Annotated in this window: 15 protein-coding genes and 1 pseudogene; 1 reads left to right on the top strand and 15 read right to left on the bottom strand. The window is 49.6% G+C overall.

Annotation, left to right across the window (positions count from 1 at the left end):
• The 6 genes from AC6I3O_RS13340 to AC6I3O_RS13365 form a co-directional block, all read right to left on the bottom strand.
• Nucleotides 1-969, bottom strand: a complete 969-nt coding sequence (locus AC6I3O_RS13340; RefSeq protein WP_497851178.1) for an ABC transporter ATP-binding protein — start codon at nt 967-969, stop codon at nt 1-3.
• The gene (locus AC6I3O_RS13345) at nt 969-1,991 is read right to left on the bottom strand and encodes an ABC transporter ATP-binding protein (protein ID WP_497851315.1); all 1,023 of its coding nucleotides are present in this window, start codon (nt 1,989-1,991) and stop codon (nt 969-971) included. Before AC6I3O_RS13345 ends, AC6I3O_RS13340 begins: the two co-directional genes overlap by 1 nt.
• Nucleotides 1,992-2,002: 11 nt before the next feature.
• Entirely contained in the window at nt 2,003-2,971 is a 969-nt protein-coding gene (locus AC6I3O_RS13350) for an ABC transporter permease (RefSeq protein ID WP_497851176.1), read from the bottom strand.
• 12 nt (nt 2,972-2,983) lie between these two features.
• A complete protein-coding gene (locus AC6I3O_RS13355; RefSeq protein WP_497851175.1) occupies nt 2,984-3,907 on the bottom strand; it encodes an ABC transporter permease in 924 nt (307 codons plus the stop codon).
• 164 nt (nt 3,908-4,071) lie between these two features.
• Nucleotides 4,072-5,745, bottom strand: coding sequence for a peptide ABC transporter substrate-binding protein (locus AC6I3O_RS13360; protein ID WP_497851316.1), 1,674 nt, complete (start codon nt 5,743-5,745; stop codon nt 4,072-4,074).
• Between the two features lie 238 nt (nt 5,746-5,983).
• Nucleotides 5,984-6,841, bottom strand: a complete 858-nt coding sequence (locus AC6I3O_RS13365; RefSeq protein ID WP_497851317.1) for a MurR/RpiR family transcriptional regulator — start codon at nt 6,839-6,841, stop codon at nt 5,984-5,986.
• Between the two features lie 143 nt (nt 6,842-6,984).
• Between AC6I3O_RS13365 and AC6I3O_RS13370 the strand changes: the two genes are divergently transcribed.
• The gene (locus tag AC6I3O_RS13370) at nt 6,985-7,995 is read left to right on the top strand and encodes a M42 family metallopeptidase (RefSeq protein WP_497851318.1); all 1,011 of its coding nucleotides are present in this window, start codon (nt 6,985-6,987) and stop codon (nt 7,993-7,995) included.
• A gap of 46 nt (nt 7,996-8,041) precedes the next feature.
• Here AC6I3O_RS13370 and miaB read toward each other — a convergent pair whose 3' ends face one another.
• The 9 genes and pseudogenes from miaB to AC6I3O_RS13415 all read right to left on the bottom strand — a co-directional run bounded on the left by miaB (nt 8,042) and on the right by AC6I3O_RS13415 (nt 14,987).
• Nucleotides 8,042-9,505: a tRNA (N6-isopentenyl adenosine(37)-C2)-methylthiotransferase MiaB gene (gene miaB / locus AC6I3O_RS13375; RefSeq protein WP_497851319.1), complete on the bottom strand. Its 1,464-nt coding sequence runs from the start codon at nt 9,503-9,505 to the stop codon at nt 8,042-8,044.
• A gap of 66 nt (nt 9,506-9,571) precedes the next feature.
• Complete coding sequence (locus AC6I3O_RS13380; protein ID WP_497851320.1) at nt 9,572-10,096, bottom strand: hypothetical protein; 525 nt, start codon at nt 10,094-10,096, stop codon at nt 9,572-9,574.
• 115 nt (nt 10,097-10,211) lie between these two features.
• Nucleotides 10,212-10,394 (bottom strand): DUF4250 domain-containing protein, encoded by a 183-nt coding sequence (locus AC6I3O_RS13385; protein WP_497853474.1) that lies wholly within the window; start codon nt 10,392-10,394, stop codon nt 10,212-10,214.
• Nucleotides 10,395-10,496: 102 nt separating this feature from the next.
• Nucleotides 10,497-10,997: pseudogene (locus AC6I3O_RS13390) on the bottom strand (5-formyltetrahydrofolate cyclo-ligase); the annotation flags it as partial.
• On the bottom strand, nt 10,945-11,166 hold the full coding sequence (locus AC6I3O_RS13395) for a DUF896 domain-containing protein (protein WP_497851321.1): 222 nt from the start codon (nt 11,164-11,166) through the stop codon (nt 10,945-10,947). The pseudogene AC6I3O_RS13390 and the gene AC6I3O_RS13395, both read right to left, overlap by 53 nt.
• Before the next feature lie 148 nt (nt 11,167-11,314).
• Nucleotides 11,315-11,725 (bottom strand): hypothetical protein, encoded by a 411-nt coding sequence (locus AC6I3O_RS13400; protein WP_497851322.1) that lies wholly within the window; start codon nt 11,723-11,725, stop codon nt 11,315-11,317.
• A 64-nt stretch (nt 11,726-11,789) separates the two neighbouring features.
• Entirely contained in the window at nt 11,790-13,460 is a 1,671-nt protein-coding gene (locus AC6I3O_RS13405) for a putative polysaccharide biosynthesis protein (RefSeq protein ID WP_497851323.1), read from the bottom strand.
• Between the two features lie 13 nt (nt 13,461-13,473).
• Nucleotides 13,474-13,968: an rRNA maturation RNase YbeY gene (gene ybeY / locus AC6I3O_RS13410; RefSeq protein WP_497851324.1), complete on the bottom strand. Its 495-nt coding sequence runs from the start codon at nt 13,966-13,968 to the stop codon at nt 13,474-13,476.
• Complete coding sequence (locus tag AC6I3O_RS13415) at nt 13,965-14,987, bottom strand: PhoH family protein (RefSeq protein WP_497851325.1); 1,023 nt, start codon at nt 14,985-14,987, stop codon at nt 13,965-13,967. Before AC6I3O_RS13415 ends, ybeY begins: the two co-directional genes overlap by 4 nt.
• Nucleotides 14,988-14,990: the final 3 nt, after the last annotated feature.

Genomic DNA, 14,990 nt, shown 5'->3' on the forward strand with positions numbered 1-14,990 from the left:
CTACCACTCTTCCTTCCCGCACATATGGCAGGCCACGAAATGCCCCGGCTCTGCCTCCTTTAGCTCTGGCATCTCCTTGTCGCAGATGTCCCTCGCATACTTGCACCTCCCCTTGAACCGGCATCCCGGCGGCGGATTGATGGGGCTTGGCACCTCCCCTTCCAGGTGGACCCTTGCCTTCCCTTCCTCCTCATCCGGGTCTGCCTCCGGAATCGCCGAAATCAGCGCCTGGGTATACGGATGAATGGGCTTGTCATACAGCACATGGTTGCTGGCCAGCTCCACCATGGAGCCTAAGTACATCACTCCCACCCGGTCCGAGATATGCTTCACCATCGACAGGTCATGGGAGATGAACAGGTACGTCAGCCCCATCTCCCTCTGCAGCTGAATCAACAGGTTCACAATCTGCGCCTGGATCGACACGTCCAGCGCCGAAATCGGCTCGTCGCACACGATGAACTTAGGCTCCACCGCAAGCGCGCGGGCGATCCCCACCCGCTGCCTCTGCCCGCCGGACAGCTCGTGGGCAAACCGGTTCGCGTACTCCGCATTCAGCCCCACCTTGTGCAGCAGGTCATTCACCCTCTCCTCTTTCTCCTTCTCCGACAGGTGGAAATGCACGTTCATCCCCTCCGTAATAATCTCACCGATGGTCATACGCGGGTCTAAGGATGCATACGGGTCCTGGAAGATAATCTGCGCGTCTTTGCGGAAGCCCAAAAGCTCCTTCCCCTTGAGCTTCGACACGTCCTTCCCCTCGAACAATACCGTCCCGCTGGTGGCGTCATAGAGCTTCACTAGCGTACGCCCGCAGGTCGTCTTCCCGCAGCCCGACTCCCCTACAAGCCCCAATGTCTCCCCCTTCTCAAGCCGGATGTTCACGCCGTCCACTGCCTTTAGGGTCTGGTTCTTCCCTGCCTTAAAATATTTGCACAGATTCTTCGCCTCTACGATATACTCGCCCATTACTTCTCCCTCCTGTCATAAAACGACTCTACCTTAGGAGCCTTCTCATGCATCAGCCAGCAGGACACCTTATGGGTGTCGCTTAGCACCGTCTCCTTAGGCTTACACTCTTTACAGATAGGCATACAGTACTCACACCGGTCTGCAAACGGACAATGGTTCAGGGGCAGCAAAAGATCCGGCGGCGTTCCGCCCAATGCATACAGTTCCTTCTTCGACTCACTCCCAAGCCTTGGCACAGAACGAAGCAGCGCCCAGGTATAGGGATGCCTGCTTTCATTGAAGATCTCCTTCGTCGTCCCTCTCTCTACCACCTCGCCTGCGTACATCACCTGGATACGGTCCGCAAAATTCGCCACTACCCCCAAGTCATGGGTTACAAGGATGATCGCCGTGTTCATCTTCGTCTTCAGCTCCATCATCAAGTCCATGATCTGGGCCTGGATGGTTACATCCAGCGCCGTAGTCGGCTCGTCCGCAATCAGTACGTTGGGATTACATGCCAGCGCAATGGCAATCATCACCCTCTGGCGCATCCCCCCGGACATCTCATGGGGATAGTTGTCAATCCGTTTCTCCGGGCTTGGGATATTTACCATCTTCAGCATGTTGATGGCTTCCTCCCTCGCCGCATTCTTGTTGAGCTTCTTATGGATCATCAGGCTCTCCATGATCTGTTTCCCAACGGTCATGGTCGGGTTTAAGGAGGTCATAGGGTCCTGGAAGATCATACCCACTTCATCTCCCCGGAACTCGCACAGCTCCTTCTCCCCCATCTTCAATACGTCCTTCCCGTTACAGACAATCCTGGACTCCGGCTTAATCACCGCAAACGGAGGCTTTAACAGGCGCAGGATGGACTTCGCCGTCACCGTCTTCCCGCAGCCCGACTCCCCTACGAACGCAAGGGTCTCCCCCTTGCCAAGCTCAAAACTGACGCCCCTTACCGCCTTTACCTCCCCGGCATATGTATTGAAGGAAACATTCAGGTTGTCAACTTCTAATATTTTTTCTTTTTCCATATCCGTCTCTCCTATTTACGTAATTTCGGGTCCAGCGCATCCCTAAGCCCGTCCCCAAGCAGGGTGAACGACAACATGGTCAGGGCGATCATCAGCGCCGGGAACAAAAGCTGGTACGGGTAGAACATGAAATTCTGCTGCGCCGCCGACGCAAGCGCCCCCCAACTGGTGGACGGCGGCTGGATTCCAAGCCCTACATAGCTTAGGAACGCCTCCGAAAAGATATATCCCGGGATGTCAAAGGTAATGGCTACGATAATCATGCCGATGGTATTCGGTATCATATGCTTCAAAATAATCTTGATTGGCGCAACCCCCAATGCATTTGCTGCAAGCACATACTCCTGGGACTTGAGCTGTAACATCTGCCCCCGCACCAGCCTTGCAATCCCGCACCAGCCGGTCAGCGTCAGGGCTACCAGCATGGTCCCAAGGCTCTTGCTGTCCGTGATAACGGAGATGAGGATGACGATAATCAGGTACGGGATACTTAACAGCACCTCCACGATACGCATCATGATATCATCCACAGCGCCGCCAAAGTATGCCGCGATGCCTCCGTAAATACTTCCCACAACGCTGGCAATCACAGCGCCCAGGATACCGATGATAATGGACACGCGCCCTGCCTGCCATACACGGGCAAACAAGTCCCTCCCCAGGTCATCCGTGCCGAACCAATGCTCCGCACTTGGTCCCTTGTTAATGGCGTCCGAGTCAATCTGTTCAAATTCATAGCCGCTGATTGCAGGCCCAAAGATAATAAAGAAGATGAGTACCAGGAGGATAATCAGCGCAACAAACGCGACCTTGTTCTCCCTAAGCCTCCTCCATGCGTCCCGCCAGTAGCCGATCCGGGGCCTGGACGGGGCTTCCGCATCCTTGTCAATCCCGATGATTTTAAATTTCTCGTCCGGTATATTTTCCACAGGTATATTTTCCGCAGGCACATTTCCTGCAGATACATGATTTGCCGTCATATGCTCTCCCTCCTACTTCACACGGATTCTCGGGTCCATCAGGCTGTAGGCGATATCCACCACCAGCTGCACGAACACGAACAGCGCTGCCGCAAAGATCGTTGTCCCGATGATCATCGTATAATCTCTATCATTGATTGAGTTGATATAGTAAAAACCAAGACCCGGGATGCCGAAGATCTTCTCCACCACGAAGGAGCCTGTGAAGATCCCGGACACCTGCCCTACCAGGAGGGTCATACAGGGAAGGAACGCATTCTTTAAGACATGCCGCTTCACCACGTTGAACCGGCTGACGCCCTTGGCCTCCGCCGTCAGGATGTAGTCCTGCCCCATCACGTCCAGCATGTTAGACTTCACATAACGGGCATAGGTGGCAATGGTGCCAAAACTCAATACGACAACCGGAAGGACAATGTTCTTCCAGCTCCCCCATCCGGTGGTGGGCAGTACCATCAGCTTGACGCTGAAAATGTACTGGAGCACCGACGCCAGGACGAAGACGGGCACCGTGATACCCAAAATCGCGATGAACATCACGATATAGTCCGGCCATTTGTTCTTATTGAGGGCGGCGACAATCCCAAGGAGGATACCGATGATAAGCCCCGCAAGGAGGGCCAGCCCGCCTGGCTTCGCCGACACGGAGGAATTGGTCATCAGGGTGTCCGTGACCTCACGCCCGGGATACCGGAGGGATTCCCCCATCTCCCCCTTGGTAAGCAGGTTCTTCATGAAGATCACATACTGTTCCGGTGTGGACTTGTCCAGCCCGTATTTCTCATAATAGTTCGCCCTGGTCTGCTCCGGAAGGTTCCTTGCCATGTGCGCAAGGGGGTCTCCGGGGATGCTGTGCATCAGAAAGAAGGTTGCCGTGATAACGATGAACAGCGTAAGCAGCATATATCCGACACGTTTTGCGATAAATTTTGCCATATAATCTCTTCCTTTCCGTTCTTAAATTTCAATCCGTATCCCCAAATCGGCCGATCAAGGATACGTCCTCACTATCTGCCTCTTGATATCCTGCGGCAGATATGAAAAAGAGGCCGTCGGGAAATGACATCCAACATTTTCCAACAACCTCTTCTTAAAGCTACCTATCTTCCTTCAATATATATGTACTTTGCTCCGGAAGTTGACGTAAACTTCTTATCTACATTCTTCACATAGCTGTAACGGAATATGTGCTGCATTTCATTGACAAGCGGACAGATATTGCATCCTTCATTGAAAAGGATCTGCTCTGCCTGTGCATAAAGCTCCACTCTCTTCGCCTCATCCATCTCTTTTCCTGCCTGTGCAATCAAAGAGTCGAATTCCTCGTTAGACCAGTTAGTAGGAATATTGCTGGAATTCTCTGTGGTGAACAGGGAAATCATGGACATTGGGTCGTCATAGTCCGTACTCCATGTCATATTGCCCATCTGATATTCTCCGCTGTTGGTCTTCTGCTGGAACGTGGACCATTCATTGAAATCCAGTTCGATGTTGACGCCAAGGACGTCTTTATATTTCTGCTGTACATACTCGCCATAATTACGCGCCCACTGTGTGGTTGCACTCAGAGAATATTTTACCGTAATCTTAGATGGGTCGCTCCCCAGCCCAAGCTCGTCCATTCCTTTCAGGAGCAGCTCCTTTGCATCCTCTTCTTTCGCCATCTTCTCAAGCGGTCCCTCTACCTGGTCGCGGTAATCCCCAAGCTCACCGGTAGAAACTGCCTGCGGCACCCACCAGTATGCCGGGATATGCATGTCCTGGTAAATGGTCTTCGCCATGTCTTCCCTGTCTACTGCCAGCACGAATGCTTTACGGATATTCAGGTTACTGAACAACTCATCCTTCACATTAAAGAAATCAAAACGCATGGAAGGAATAACCGCATCGATTCTCTCTACGCCTTCCTTTTTCTCAAAACGTCCCACCCATTCCTCTGAACCTGTGGAACAAGTATCTAACTGTCCGCTGTCAAAAGAATTAAATACCGCCGTCTCGTCATTGATGATGGCATAATGAATCTTATCAAGCTTCACATTCTCCGCATCCCAGTAATTCTCGTTCTTCACCAGCGTAATCTCAGAGTTATGTACCCATGAGTCAATCTTGAAAGGTCCGTTCCCAATAAAATTCTCTGCCTCTGACCCATAAGTCTCTCCGTATTTCTCCGCAAAATCCTGACGCACCGGATAACATGCCCTTGTATCGGTCAGTGACATGAAATAAGGTGTCGGAGCTTCCAGCGTAATCTCCAACGTCTTATCATCCACAACCTTCACTCCTAACTCTTCCACAGAAGCCTCTCCGTTCACCACTTTGGAGCCATTCTTGATAAAGCTTGCGGTAAAGAATGAGTTTGGGGAACCTGCATCCGGGTTCAAGGTCTGTGTAATACCATAAGCGTAATCTGCAGCCGTTACTTCCTGACCGTCAGACCACTTGTTGTCGCGGATCTTAAACGTCCATACTGTACCGTCCTCATTGGATTCCCAGCTCTCTGCACCTGCGGCCTCCCTCACCTGCTCTCCGTCCTTCTCCACAAGACGTGTGAGCGGCTCCATGGTATTGATCAGGATTCCACGGCTGTAATTGTCATTCCCCTTGATGGAATCCAGCGTGGACGGTTCTGTCATGAGATAGTTATTATAATACATCTCTTCTCCGCCGCCGGAACCTCCTGACCCGCCGGAACCTCCGCCATCCTTGCCGCCGCATGCCGCAAGTGATAAAACCATTGTCGCCGCAAGCAGCGCTGCCACTAATTTCTTTTTCATAAATTAGCCTCCTTTATGCTTTTGGTTTGATGAAGTATAAATAATGTCTATACTTCATATATCTTTTTTCTATTATAGCAAATGCTACAGTTTTTGAATATAGATATTCAAAAAAATATGCAACTTTGTACAAGTTGCATATTTTTACAATACAATATTTGTCAATTTTTACGAAAAACATCTTGCCATATATTATCTTACTATAGCAGACATGATATTCCTTACCCAAATTATACGGTCAGACAAAAAGCTTCCCGAATTCCTGCCCGATGCTCCCTGCCTCAATACCGCTTTCAATCTTTATCGCCGATACAAGCAGATTGATCAGCGCCATGGGCGCAGATGCCGTATTCAAGAACATCCGCGTCGTACTGCGGACCGTCAGGAACATATCTGCATACTTCACCACTCCCGCTTCCGGGCTGTCTGTGATGCTAAGTACCTTTGCCCTCTTCTTTTTCGCATATCTGGCGATCTGTTCCGTCATAAAATAATAATCCGGAAAGGAAATCGCCACAAGCAGCGTATCCGCGCCAATCGCAGGCAGCGTTGCAAAAACACTTTCATTCAGTTCCGGGTTTGTGATCATGGTCGGGATCTGTACGCCCCCAAGGTCTGAAGCAAGCCACTGACAGAGGATATATGACATTCCCCTCCCACATAATATAATCTTAGAACCTTCAAGGAAAAGCCTTGCAGCCTCCATAATCTGCCGGCTGTCAAAATTCCTGACATATTCGTCCATTAATCCCCTCTCTTCCAGACAGATTTCCGTCAGCAGCCGTTCCTTATCGCTCAGCTCATACTCCGGCAGTGTAATGTTAAAATAATCATTCTGGCTGTACAAAACCATCCTCCGATTGACGTTGATATACTTACGCACCTCATACTTTACCTCATTAAAACTATTATACCCCAGAACCTTGCATGCATTCAGAATCGTAATCTCCGTGATACCCAGCTCTTTGCTCATCTCCTTCAAAGTAATGAACGACATGGTATCAATATTTTCTTTGATATAGTCTGCAACCTGCCTCTGTTTCTTCGTCATAGACAGATAATGCTTGTCAATCTGCGTGATGATATCCGTTTCCATTTGTCCTGTATCCTGCTCTTTCTTATGATAAGAAAATTATACTATTTTTTGAATTTTTTCGCAACAGGTCTTGCATCTTTCCAGAAAATAGATTATTATAGTAAATACTATATTTTATTTCCAATCTAAAAGGGGGATTTTATATGAAAGACTATATTTTAGAACAATTATCAACACTTACATCGATTCCAAGTCCTTCCGGATATACCCAAAGGATTACAGACCACGTAATGGGGAAACTACGTGACCTTGGATACCAGCCGGAGCGTTCAAACAAAGGAAACGTAACAGTAACTCTCGGCGGCTCCGGAAATCCGCTCGTCCTCTCTGCGCATCTGGATACGCTTGGGGCCATGGTACGGAAAATCAAGGATAACGGGCATCTTCGCCCGACCACCATCGGCGGGCATCAATGGGACACCTGCGACGGCGAGAATTGTACCGTACATACCCGCGACGGACAGACCTATACAGGCGTAGTCCTAAATACGGAACCTTCGGCGCATGTGGCTGACAAGAAGAAGGAAAAGACGGAACACCATATGGAGATTCTGCTGGATGAGAACGTCCATTCCAAAAAGGGAGTGAAGAAGCTGGGAATCCACAACGGAGACTTTATTGCAATGGACCCACGCACAGTCATAACTGACAGCGGCTATATCAAGAGCCGTTTTTTGGATGACAAGCTTTCCGCCGCCATTCTCCTGGGGCTTGCCAAGGCAGTACAGGCAGGTGAGATTACCCTGGGCCGCAAGGTCACGCTTCTGTTCACAGTCTATGAAGAAGTGGGGCACGGCGCTTCCTGCCTTCCCTCTGACACAAAGGAAGTGCTTTCCGTAGACATGGGATGCGTGGGAGACGGCCTGGATTGTACGGAGCATATGGTTTCCATCTGTGCGAAGGATTCTGTGGGACCTTATGATTATGAGTTAACCACAAAACTGGTCGAACTTGCCAAGGAGTACGAGCTTGATTATGCAGTTGACGTCTACCCACATTATACCTCCGACGCGGATGCATCGCTGAAAAGCGGATATGACATCCGCCATGGACTGATTGGTCCCGGCGTATATGCTTCCCACAATTATGAGCGTTCCCATACGGATGGCATGATGAATACTTATCATTTACTGAAAGCATTTGTTACACAATAAATCACAATTAAGGGGTTGTCGGGAAATCTCGACAACCCCATTCTATCTATGGATTTTTCCGTATCGCATCCATCTCTCCAATATAATAAAACCCTCTGCACTCCGTAAGAGCCACATCCACATACTGCCCGATTAATTCCTTCCCCCCATGGAAATGCACTAACAGGTTATTGCCAAGCCTTCCTGTCACCATCTCTGGGTCGTGGCTGCATATATCCTCTACCAGCGCCTCCTGCACCGTCCCTTCATGGACTGCACAAGTCTCTGCCGCAATCGCCTGCACCTCGCCAAGCAGCCGATCGAACCGCTCCTTAATCACATCCTTTGGCACCTGCTCCTCCATCACGGCGGCAGGCGTCCCCGTCCGTTTCGAGTAGATAAATGTAAAAGCGCTGTCATACCTCACTTTCCTGACCACGTCGAGGGTTTCTTCAAAGTCCGCTTCCGTCTCTCCCGGAAATCCCACGATAATATCCGTAGTCAGGGAAATGTCCGGCACAGCCTTACGAATCTTTCTAACCAGCTCAAGATACTGTTCCTTCGTATAGCGCCGGTTCATCTTCGTCAGGATATCCGTGCTCCCCGACTGGACGGGAAGATGCAGATGCCGGCAGATTTTCTTAGAACGTCCCATCACCTCGATTAACTCGTCGGACAGATCCTTAGGGTGGGACGTCATGAACCTTATCCTCCTAAGCCCGTCAATCTTCTCAATCTCCTGCAAAAGCCCGGCAAATGTCATAGGCGTATCCAACGTCTTTCCATAGGAGTTCACATTCTGTCCAAGGAGCATCACTTCGCTTACGCCGTCCGCCACAAGCCGCCTGATTTCCCGGATAATCGCCTGAGGGTCCCGGCTCCGCTCCCGTCCCCGCACATAGGGAACGATACAATAGCTGCAAAAATTATTGCAGCCAAACATAATATTGATCCCTGACTTAAACCCGTATTTCCGTTGGTTCGGAAGATTCTCCACAATCTTGTCCGTATCTTTCCAGATATCAATTACCATCCGTCCCGACTCAAGGCGGGTTGCCACCAATTCCGCAAACTTATAGATATTGTGGGTTCCGAAAATAATATCCACAAACCCGTAGCTCTTCTTTAACTTTTCTATCACTTCCGGCTCCTGCATCATACAGCCGCAAAGCCCAATCATCATATGGGGATTCTTCTTCTTTTGCGGCTTCATCTGCCCAAGCCTTCCGTATACGCGGGTGTTGGCATTCTCACGGACCGTACAGGTGTTATAGATGACAAAGTCCGCCTGCTCTTCCGGGCTTTCCGCATAACCGATCTCTTTTAAGATTCCCCTTAACTTCTCGGAATCACGGGCATTCATCTGGCACCCGAAGGTCGTTACACATGCACTGGGCAAACGGCCGTTTTTTTGCTCAAAGTCTTTTACCCACTCCCGGCATTTTGCCATGAAATAGTATTGTCTGGCCGGTTCCTCTATCGGCGGCTCTTCAGCTATATCTATTTTATCTAAATGAATTTCGTTATACATTTCTCTTGACTTTTTTCCCTTTCTATCATATAATAAAAATAAGAAATGAGTTTTTAACCGTACAGCCTATGGTTCAAGCGGGGTACTCGTTTCTTTTTTTATATTTATGATGTCATATAGATACAATTTCCCATCCATTGCATGTCTTATAACAAGTTCCACATGAAACACATTATAACGCAAAACTTCTCCATCGTCATCAAAAATCGGAAGGGCAAATCGAGAATCATATCGGTACCAGCCAAATCTGGCATTTTTATCATGCTTTTTCGCCAAATTTTCCCGGAATCTCTTATTTTCGGCAATCTCAACCATCTCAGGAATTCCTTGTGCAGCATTAGCTTTCGCCTTTGCAAGAGTACCTTTCAACTTTGCCGTATAATTGGATCCTGTGTATTCATCTGGAAGATCATTGCCTATATATATGATTTCTTTACTTTCAGCAATTTCTACAAATTCTCCAACATATAGCTTTAAATACTGCTCAACCTCATCCCAGTCAATATTCTGTCTGCCTTTAAAACGTATGTCATTTATTACTACAATCTGATTTCCATTCACATCTTTTATAACACTTATGTTTCTTTCCATAACCTCTCTCTATCCTCACTCCTCTCATATCTTTTCAGAATCTGGTTTACTCACACGTTATGGCTTCTAATTCCTCCGGTTCAGGGATTACATCAGGCACAAACACCTGATACCATTATACGAACTGCCGCCTCTCCCCGTCATATTCGTAACCAATCCCTTTTAACTTCCTTACAATCTCCTCTTTCTCCACGCCCATATCCAGGCACAAATCATCCAACGTATGATACACATCCCTCAGCTTCGTATTCACAACGCTTAACATCATCACAGGATCTTTCGGTAATCCATTCTGCATATACTCTCCACTCCAATCACTCGCTGCTCCAATCACCCTTCGCTCCGTAACCAGAATCTCCGGGCATACGTCATGTTCCTCACAGGGCACCTCATCCAACACCTGAAACTCAAAACCAACCGCCATCCTGCGCAGCTTCCGATGTTTCGCAAGATACCTGTCATAAAAGCCGCCGCCATATCCCACACGGTGGCAGGCTTCATCAAACGCCACCCCCGGCATGACCATCAGCCCCTCTTCCCCCTTGGGGCTTTCCATCCCTGTGGGCTCTAAAATCCCATATGTACCGGGTTTTAACTCATCCATCCCCCGTATACGGCAAAAAAGCATGGCATCCCCCTCTACGCGGGGAACCCACACATTCTTCCCTCTTTCAAATGCCGCCGCTATGATCCTGCCTGTCCCGACCTCCCCTTTACAATCTATAAAAATATAGAGATCCCTCTCCCTTAAAAACCACGGATGGCTGATTACGGCGGCGGCAATCCTGTCCGTATCCTGAATCCAGCGTTCTTTGTCCATCCTCGCCCGTTCCCGCCGGATTCTCTGCCTAATTTCCTTCTTTGATTCCAAACTTCTCACCCAGGTTCGTAATCGAACCATCCACTTCCTGAATCGAAATCTGGTCTAACTGACCGCGCAGATTTCGCTTAAACGAATCCACATACTCCCTCCGTAAGACCTGCTGCTCTTTGCGCTCCTCGTCTGTCAGCCCTTCCGACTTTGACTTATGGTACAATTCGTTGATCCTCGCAATTTTCTGTTCATCCATAGCCGCTTCCTCCATAGGGCGTTATCCTACAAGCTTCCCAATCCATGAAATCATCTGATAACGCCTGCCCGTATCTTTTTTGAAACTGTCTTTGCCTTCATCCTATCTTACACTATCTTCCCCCGAAAGTCTACAAATGATTTGCACCTTAGCTGGAATAATTCTCCAGGAACCCATAGAGAGACTTGGCATCCTCCACATATTTCCCATTCCGGATCTCATCCCTAAGTTCCGCCGGAAGGTCGTCATACTTGATATCCGTATACTCATAAGGCGTCTTTTTGTCGCTTAGATAGACCACAACATATCCGTTTACCTCCATCAGGTAATAGCAATCTTCTTTCAACGCCTGTCCGTCTGCCGCGACAGAAGCAGGGTCCGGGTTTACGGAAGAAGCGTCTTCCTTCTGGCTCCCCTCTGCCCGAGTCTCTTGTGCTGCCTGCATCTTGACCTCCATCTGCTCCTTCGCCCTCTGGTAGCTTAACTGGTAAGCTCCTGTGACCAACATCAACGCCACAATCATAACCGCAAAAAAACCGATACCTAACTTATTTCTCATAAGGACAACTCCTTTTTAAGTACAGTATCGGTCATTTTTTCATTTTTTATACCAAAACTTCAATTTAATGATAAACATCCCTAAATAAATGCATTTTCCGGCAAAGAGTAAGAAGCGCCGCTCCCTTTGGCATCCCTTCAATCTCTTCTTCCGTCACGCCGCCAAGCAGCACCAACGCAATGCCATAGGCAGGAACCGCCGCCAGCAATGCAAATATTGTCGCAATCCTTGTCCCCGCAAACAGCTCGAAAAGCAAATGTACAATCACTGCCACTGCTCCCATGATCCCCGATGCCACTGTCGGTATAATGAACGTCCGCTTCCGCTCTTGCACATAGCCGATCCGCTCCCGCAGCGCATGGCAGTTCAGCATATAGACCGTGGCCGCAAAAACGGTCCTGCTCATCACTACGGCGTAAATGTTCCATTTGAATGCAATCAGCATCACAAGCAGAGAAACTACATGGACCGCCAGCGCTATCGAAGAATTCTTCACAGGCGTCATCATATCGTCCAACCCCTGAAGTACCGAATTCGTCAATGTAGACGGACAGAAAAATACCACGGAGACAGCCCCAAGCTGCAGCATCAGCGCCGCCGTCGTGTTATCTTCCGTATAGAACAGAAGATCCATTAAAGGCTTTGCCAGAATCGTAAGCCCCACGGCACAGGGGATTGCAATCATCATATTGAACCGAATCGCCGTATTGATCTTGTTATGTACCTGCTTGCGGCTTCCTGTCTGCACTGTGGCCACCAGGCTTGGGATCAATGACGCGGCAAGGGCCGTCGCCACAGACAGCGGCACGTTGATTAACGTGTTGAACTGGCTCCCAAAGATACCCATGAGGCTTGCGTACTCCGTCTTCTTATACCCTTGGGCCGCCATAATATTATTGAAAATCGCAGTATCCAGAAAGTCGCTGATATTGTAAACCGTCGCACTCAAAATAACCGGCGCAATGGTCAGGAACAGCACCCGGTAAATCTTCTGGTAACTCTCTCTCTTCCTGCTTTTGTCCCTGCGCATCTTCTTGCGGAACAACTGATAGTATGCGATAAACACCACGAACACAAACAGCAGGGCGACAAACGCCCCCATGATTGTTCCCACCGTGCCACCTGCCGCCGCATAGGCCGGGCCGTAGGAATCATCTCCTCTTGTCTTCGCAACCTCCATCCCCGTCTTCAGAAGCAGATAAGCTCCCACGATGGAAGCGACCGCATTCACAATCTGCTCGATTACCTGAGAAAACGCAGTAGGCATCATGGAGCCATTTCCCTGAAAGAATCCTCGGATTACCCCCAAAAGCGCTACCACAAAAATACAGGGCGCAAGGACACGCAGGGCATAGACGCTTAAATCCATGGACATCAGCGTATCCGCAATAAATTCAGCGCCGAAAAAAATCGCCAGCGAAACCACGCCGCTTGCAACCACTGCGAACATCATCGCACATTTGAACACCTTGAAGGCGTTCCGGTACTGCCCCACAGCCACCCGAGCCGACACCAGCTTCGAGACGGCCAGCGGAAGGCTGTAAGAGGTAAGCATCAGGGCAATGGTATAGATGGAAAAGGCTACGTTATAGTACCCCATTCCTTCCGTGCCTACGGTATTCGTAAGCGGAATCCGGTAAACGGCTCCAATAATCTTGGTAATCACACCTGCAAACGCCAGTATGGAACCCTGGACCAGAAAATTCTTGTCTCTTTTTCTTCGTCGTTCAGCCATAAAATGCTCCCTCTTATCGTAATATTTTCAGGACATCCATGATTTCATCCTGCTTCGCCTCCATGGCACGACGCCCGGCCTCTTCCATATGGTCGTACCCGGCCAGGTGGAGGACGGAATGTACGGTTAGAAACGCAAATTCCCGCAGGAGGGAATGCCCGTATTCTTCCGCCTGTGCAATGACCTTTTCTTTGGAAATAACGATGTCACCCAGCGCAAGCTCACCCGTCTCCGGGTCAAAGCAGTCGTCCCTCTCCTCAAGAAAATCAAACTCCCCCGGCTCCGTATATTCAATCATAGGAAAAGAAAGCACGTCCGTAGGCTTATCCATTCCCCGGAATTCCCGGTTCATCTCCTGTATCTGTGCATTCATCGTAAGCAGCAGGCTCACCTGCGCCTCGTAGGGGCAATTTAACACATCCAGGGCTGTTTCTACCACCTTCTTTGCAATCTCGCGGCACTTTAGGGGGAGTGTAATTTCTCCCTCTTCTTCAAAATAAAGTGTCATGATCTTCTCCTTTTCTCTCTGCTGCCTTCCCTGTTCCGCTTCATGCCGCCGTCTCTTCCCCGGCTGCGATTCTCGTACTCCTCGTACGCCTTCACGATTTTTTGCACCAGCGGGTGCCGCACCACGTCCTTACTGGTCAGGCTGCAGATTGCAATATCGTCAATATTTTTGAGGACGGAAACCGCCACGTCAAGCCCGGATACCTGTCCGGCGGGAAGATCCTTCTGTGACGTGTCCCCCGTCACAGCCACCTTTGAGCCGAACCCGATTCTCGTCAGGAACATCTTCATCTGGGCAGGCGTCGTATTCTGCGCCTCATCCAGAATGATATAGGCATTATCAAGGGTCCTGCCTCTCATATATGCAAGGGGTGCAACCTCAATCAGCCCCCGCTCCGAATTCTTCAGAAAACTTTCCGCCCCCATAATCTGGTACAGCGCGTCATATAAGGGACGAAGATAGGGGTCTATCTTGCTTTGCAGGTCCCCGGGCAGGAAACCCAGTTTCTCACCTGCTTCTATGGCGGGCCTCGTCAGGATGATCCTTCCCACCTCATTGTTGCGGAACGCAGTGATTGCCATCGCCATGGCAAGATAGGTCTTTCCCGTACCCGCCGGTCCTAAGCCGAATACAATCATCTGCCTGCGCAGCGCGTCCACGTATGCTTTCTGTCCCAATGTCTTAGGCTTAATCGGCTTGCCCTGCAAAGTATGGCAGATGATGTCCGCGTCAATCTCCAGGATACTCTCCTTGCTGTCCTCCATGGCAAGGGCAAGGGTATAGTCCACATTCTGCTCCTGAATCGTGCTGCCCCTTCTTGACAGCCCCACAAGCTGGACAAGGACTTTCTTCGCCTTCTCCACGTTCGCCGCTTCCCCCATAATCTTCACGCTCTCGCCCCTTGCGATAAAGGTTACGTGAAGCGTCCGTTCTATCTTCTTCGCAAAAACATCAAACTGGCCGAACACGTTCGCCTCATGTTCTGTCGGTATGTCGATGACTGCCTCCATTAATCCCATCCG

This window comes from Sporofaciens sp. St.21A7, assembly GCF_059728535.1.

Bases quoted from the DNA above. Each gene is read 5' to 3' on its own strand.
- AC6I3O_RS13415 (WP_497851325.1), bottom strand. From the start codon at position 14,987: ATGGGATTAATGGAGGCAGTCATCGACATACCGACAGAACATGAGGCG.
- AC6I3O_RS13360 (WP_497851316.1), bottom strand. From the start codon at position 5,745: ATGAAAAAGAAATTAGTGGCAGCGCTGCTTGCGGCGACAATGGTTTTA.
- AC6I3O_RS13400 (WP_497851322.1), bottom strand. From the start codon at position 11,725: ATGAGAAATAAGTTAGGTATCGGTTTTTTTGCGGTTATGATTGTGGCG.
- AC6I3O_RS13345 (WP_497851315.1), bottom strand. From the start codon at position 1,991: ATGGAAAAAGAAAAAATATTAGAAGTTGACAACCTGAATGTTTCCTTC.
- AC6I3O_RS13370 (WP_497851318.1), top strand. From the start codon at position 6,985: ATGAAAGACTATATTTTAGAACAATTATCAACACTTACATCGATTCCA.
- miaB (WP_497851319.1), bottom strand. From the start codon at position 9,505: ATGTATAACGAAATTCATTTAGATAAAATAGATATAGCTGAAGAGCCG.
- AC6I3O_RS13395 (WP_497851321.1), bottom strand. From the start codon at position 11,166: ATGGATGAACAGAAAATTGCGAGGATCAACGAATTGTACCATAAGTCA.
- AC6I3O_RS13355 (WP_497851175.1), bottom strand. From the start codon at position 3,907: ATGGCAAAATTTATCGCAAAACGTGTCGGATATATGCTGCTTACGCTG.
- AC6I3O_RS13340 (WP_497851178.1), bottom strand. From the start codon at position 969: ATGGGCGAGTATATCGTAGAGGCGAAGAATCTGTGCAAATATTTTAAG.
- ybeY (WP_497851324.1), bottom strand. From the start codon at position 13,968: ATGACACTTTATTTTGAAGAAGAGGGAGAAATTACACTCCCCCTAAAG.
- AC6I3O_RS13405 (WP_497851323.1), bottom strand. From the start codon at position 13,460: ATGGCTGAACGACGAAGAAAAAGAGACAAGAATTTTCTGGTCCAGGGT.
- AC6I3O_RS13350 (WP_497851176.1), bottom strand. From the start codon at position 2,971: ATGACGGCAAATCATGTATCTGCAGGAAATGTGCCTGCGGAAAATATA.
- AC6I3O_RS13385 (WP_497853474.1), bottom strand. From the start codon at position 10,394: ATGCAGAATGGATTACCGAAAGATCCTGTGATGATGTTAAGCGTTGTG.
- AC6I3O_RS13365 (WP_497851317.1), bottom strand. From the start codon at position 6,841: ATGGAAACGGATATCATCACGCAGATTGACAAGCATTATCTGTCTATG.
- AC6I3O_RS13380 (WP_497851320.1), bottom strand. From the start codon at position 10,096: ATGGAAAGAAACATAAGTGTTATAAAAGATGTGAATGGAAATCAGATT.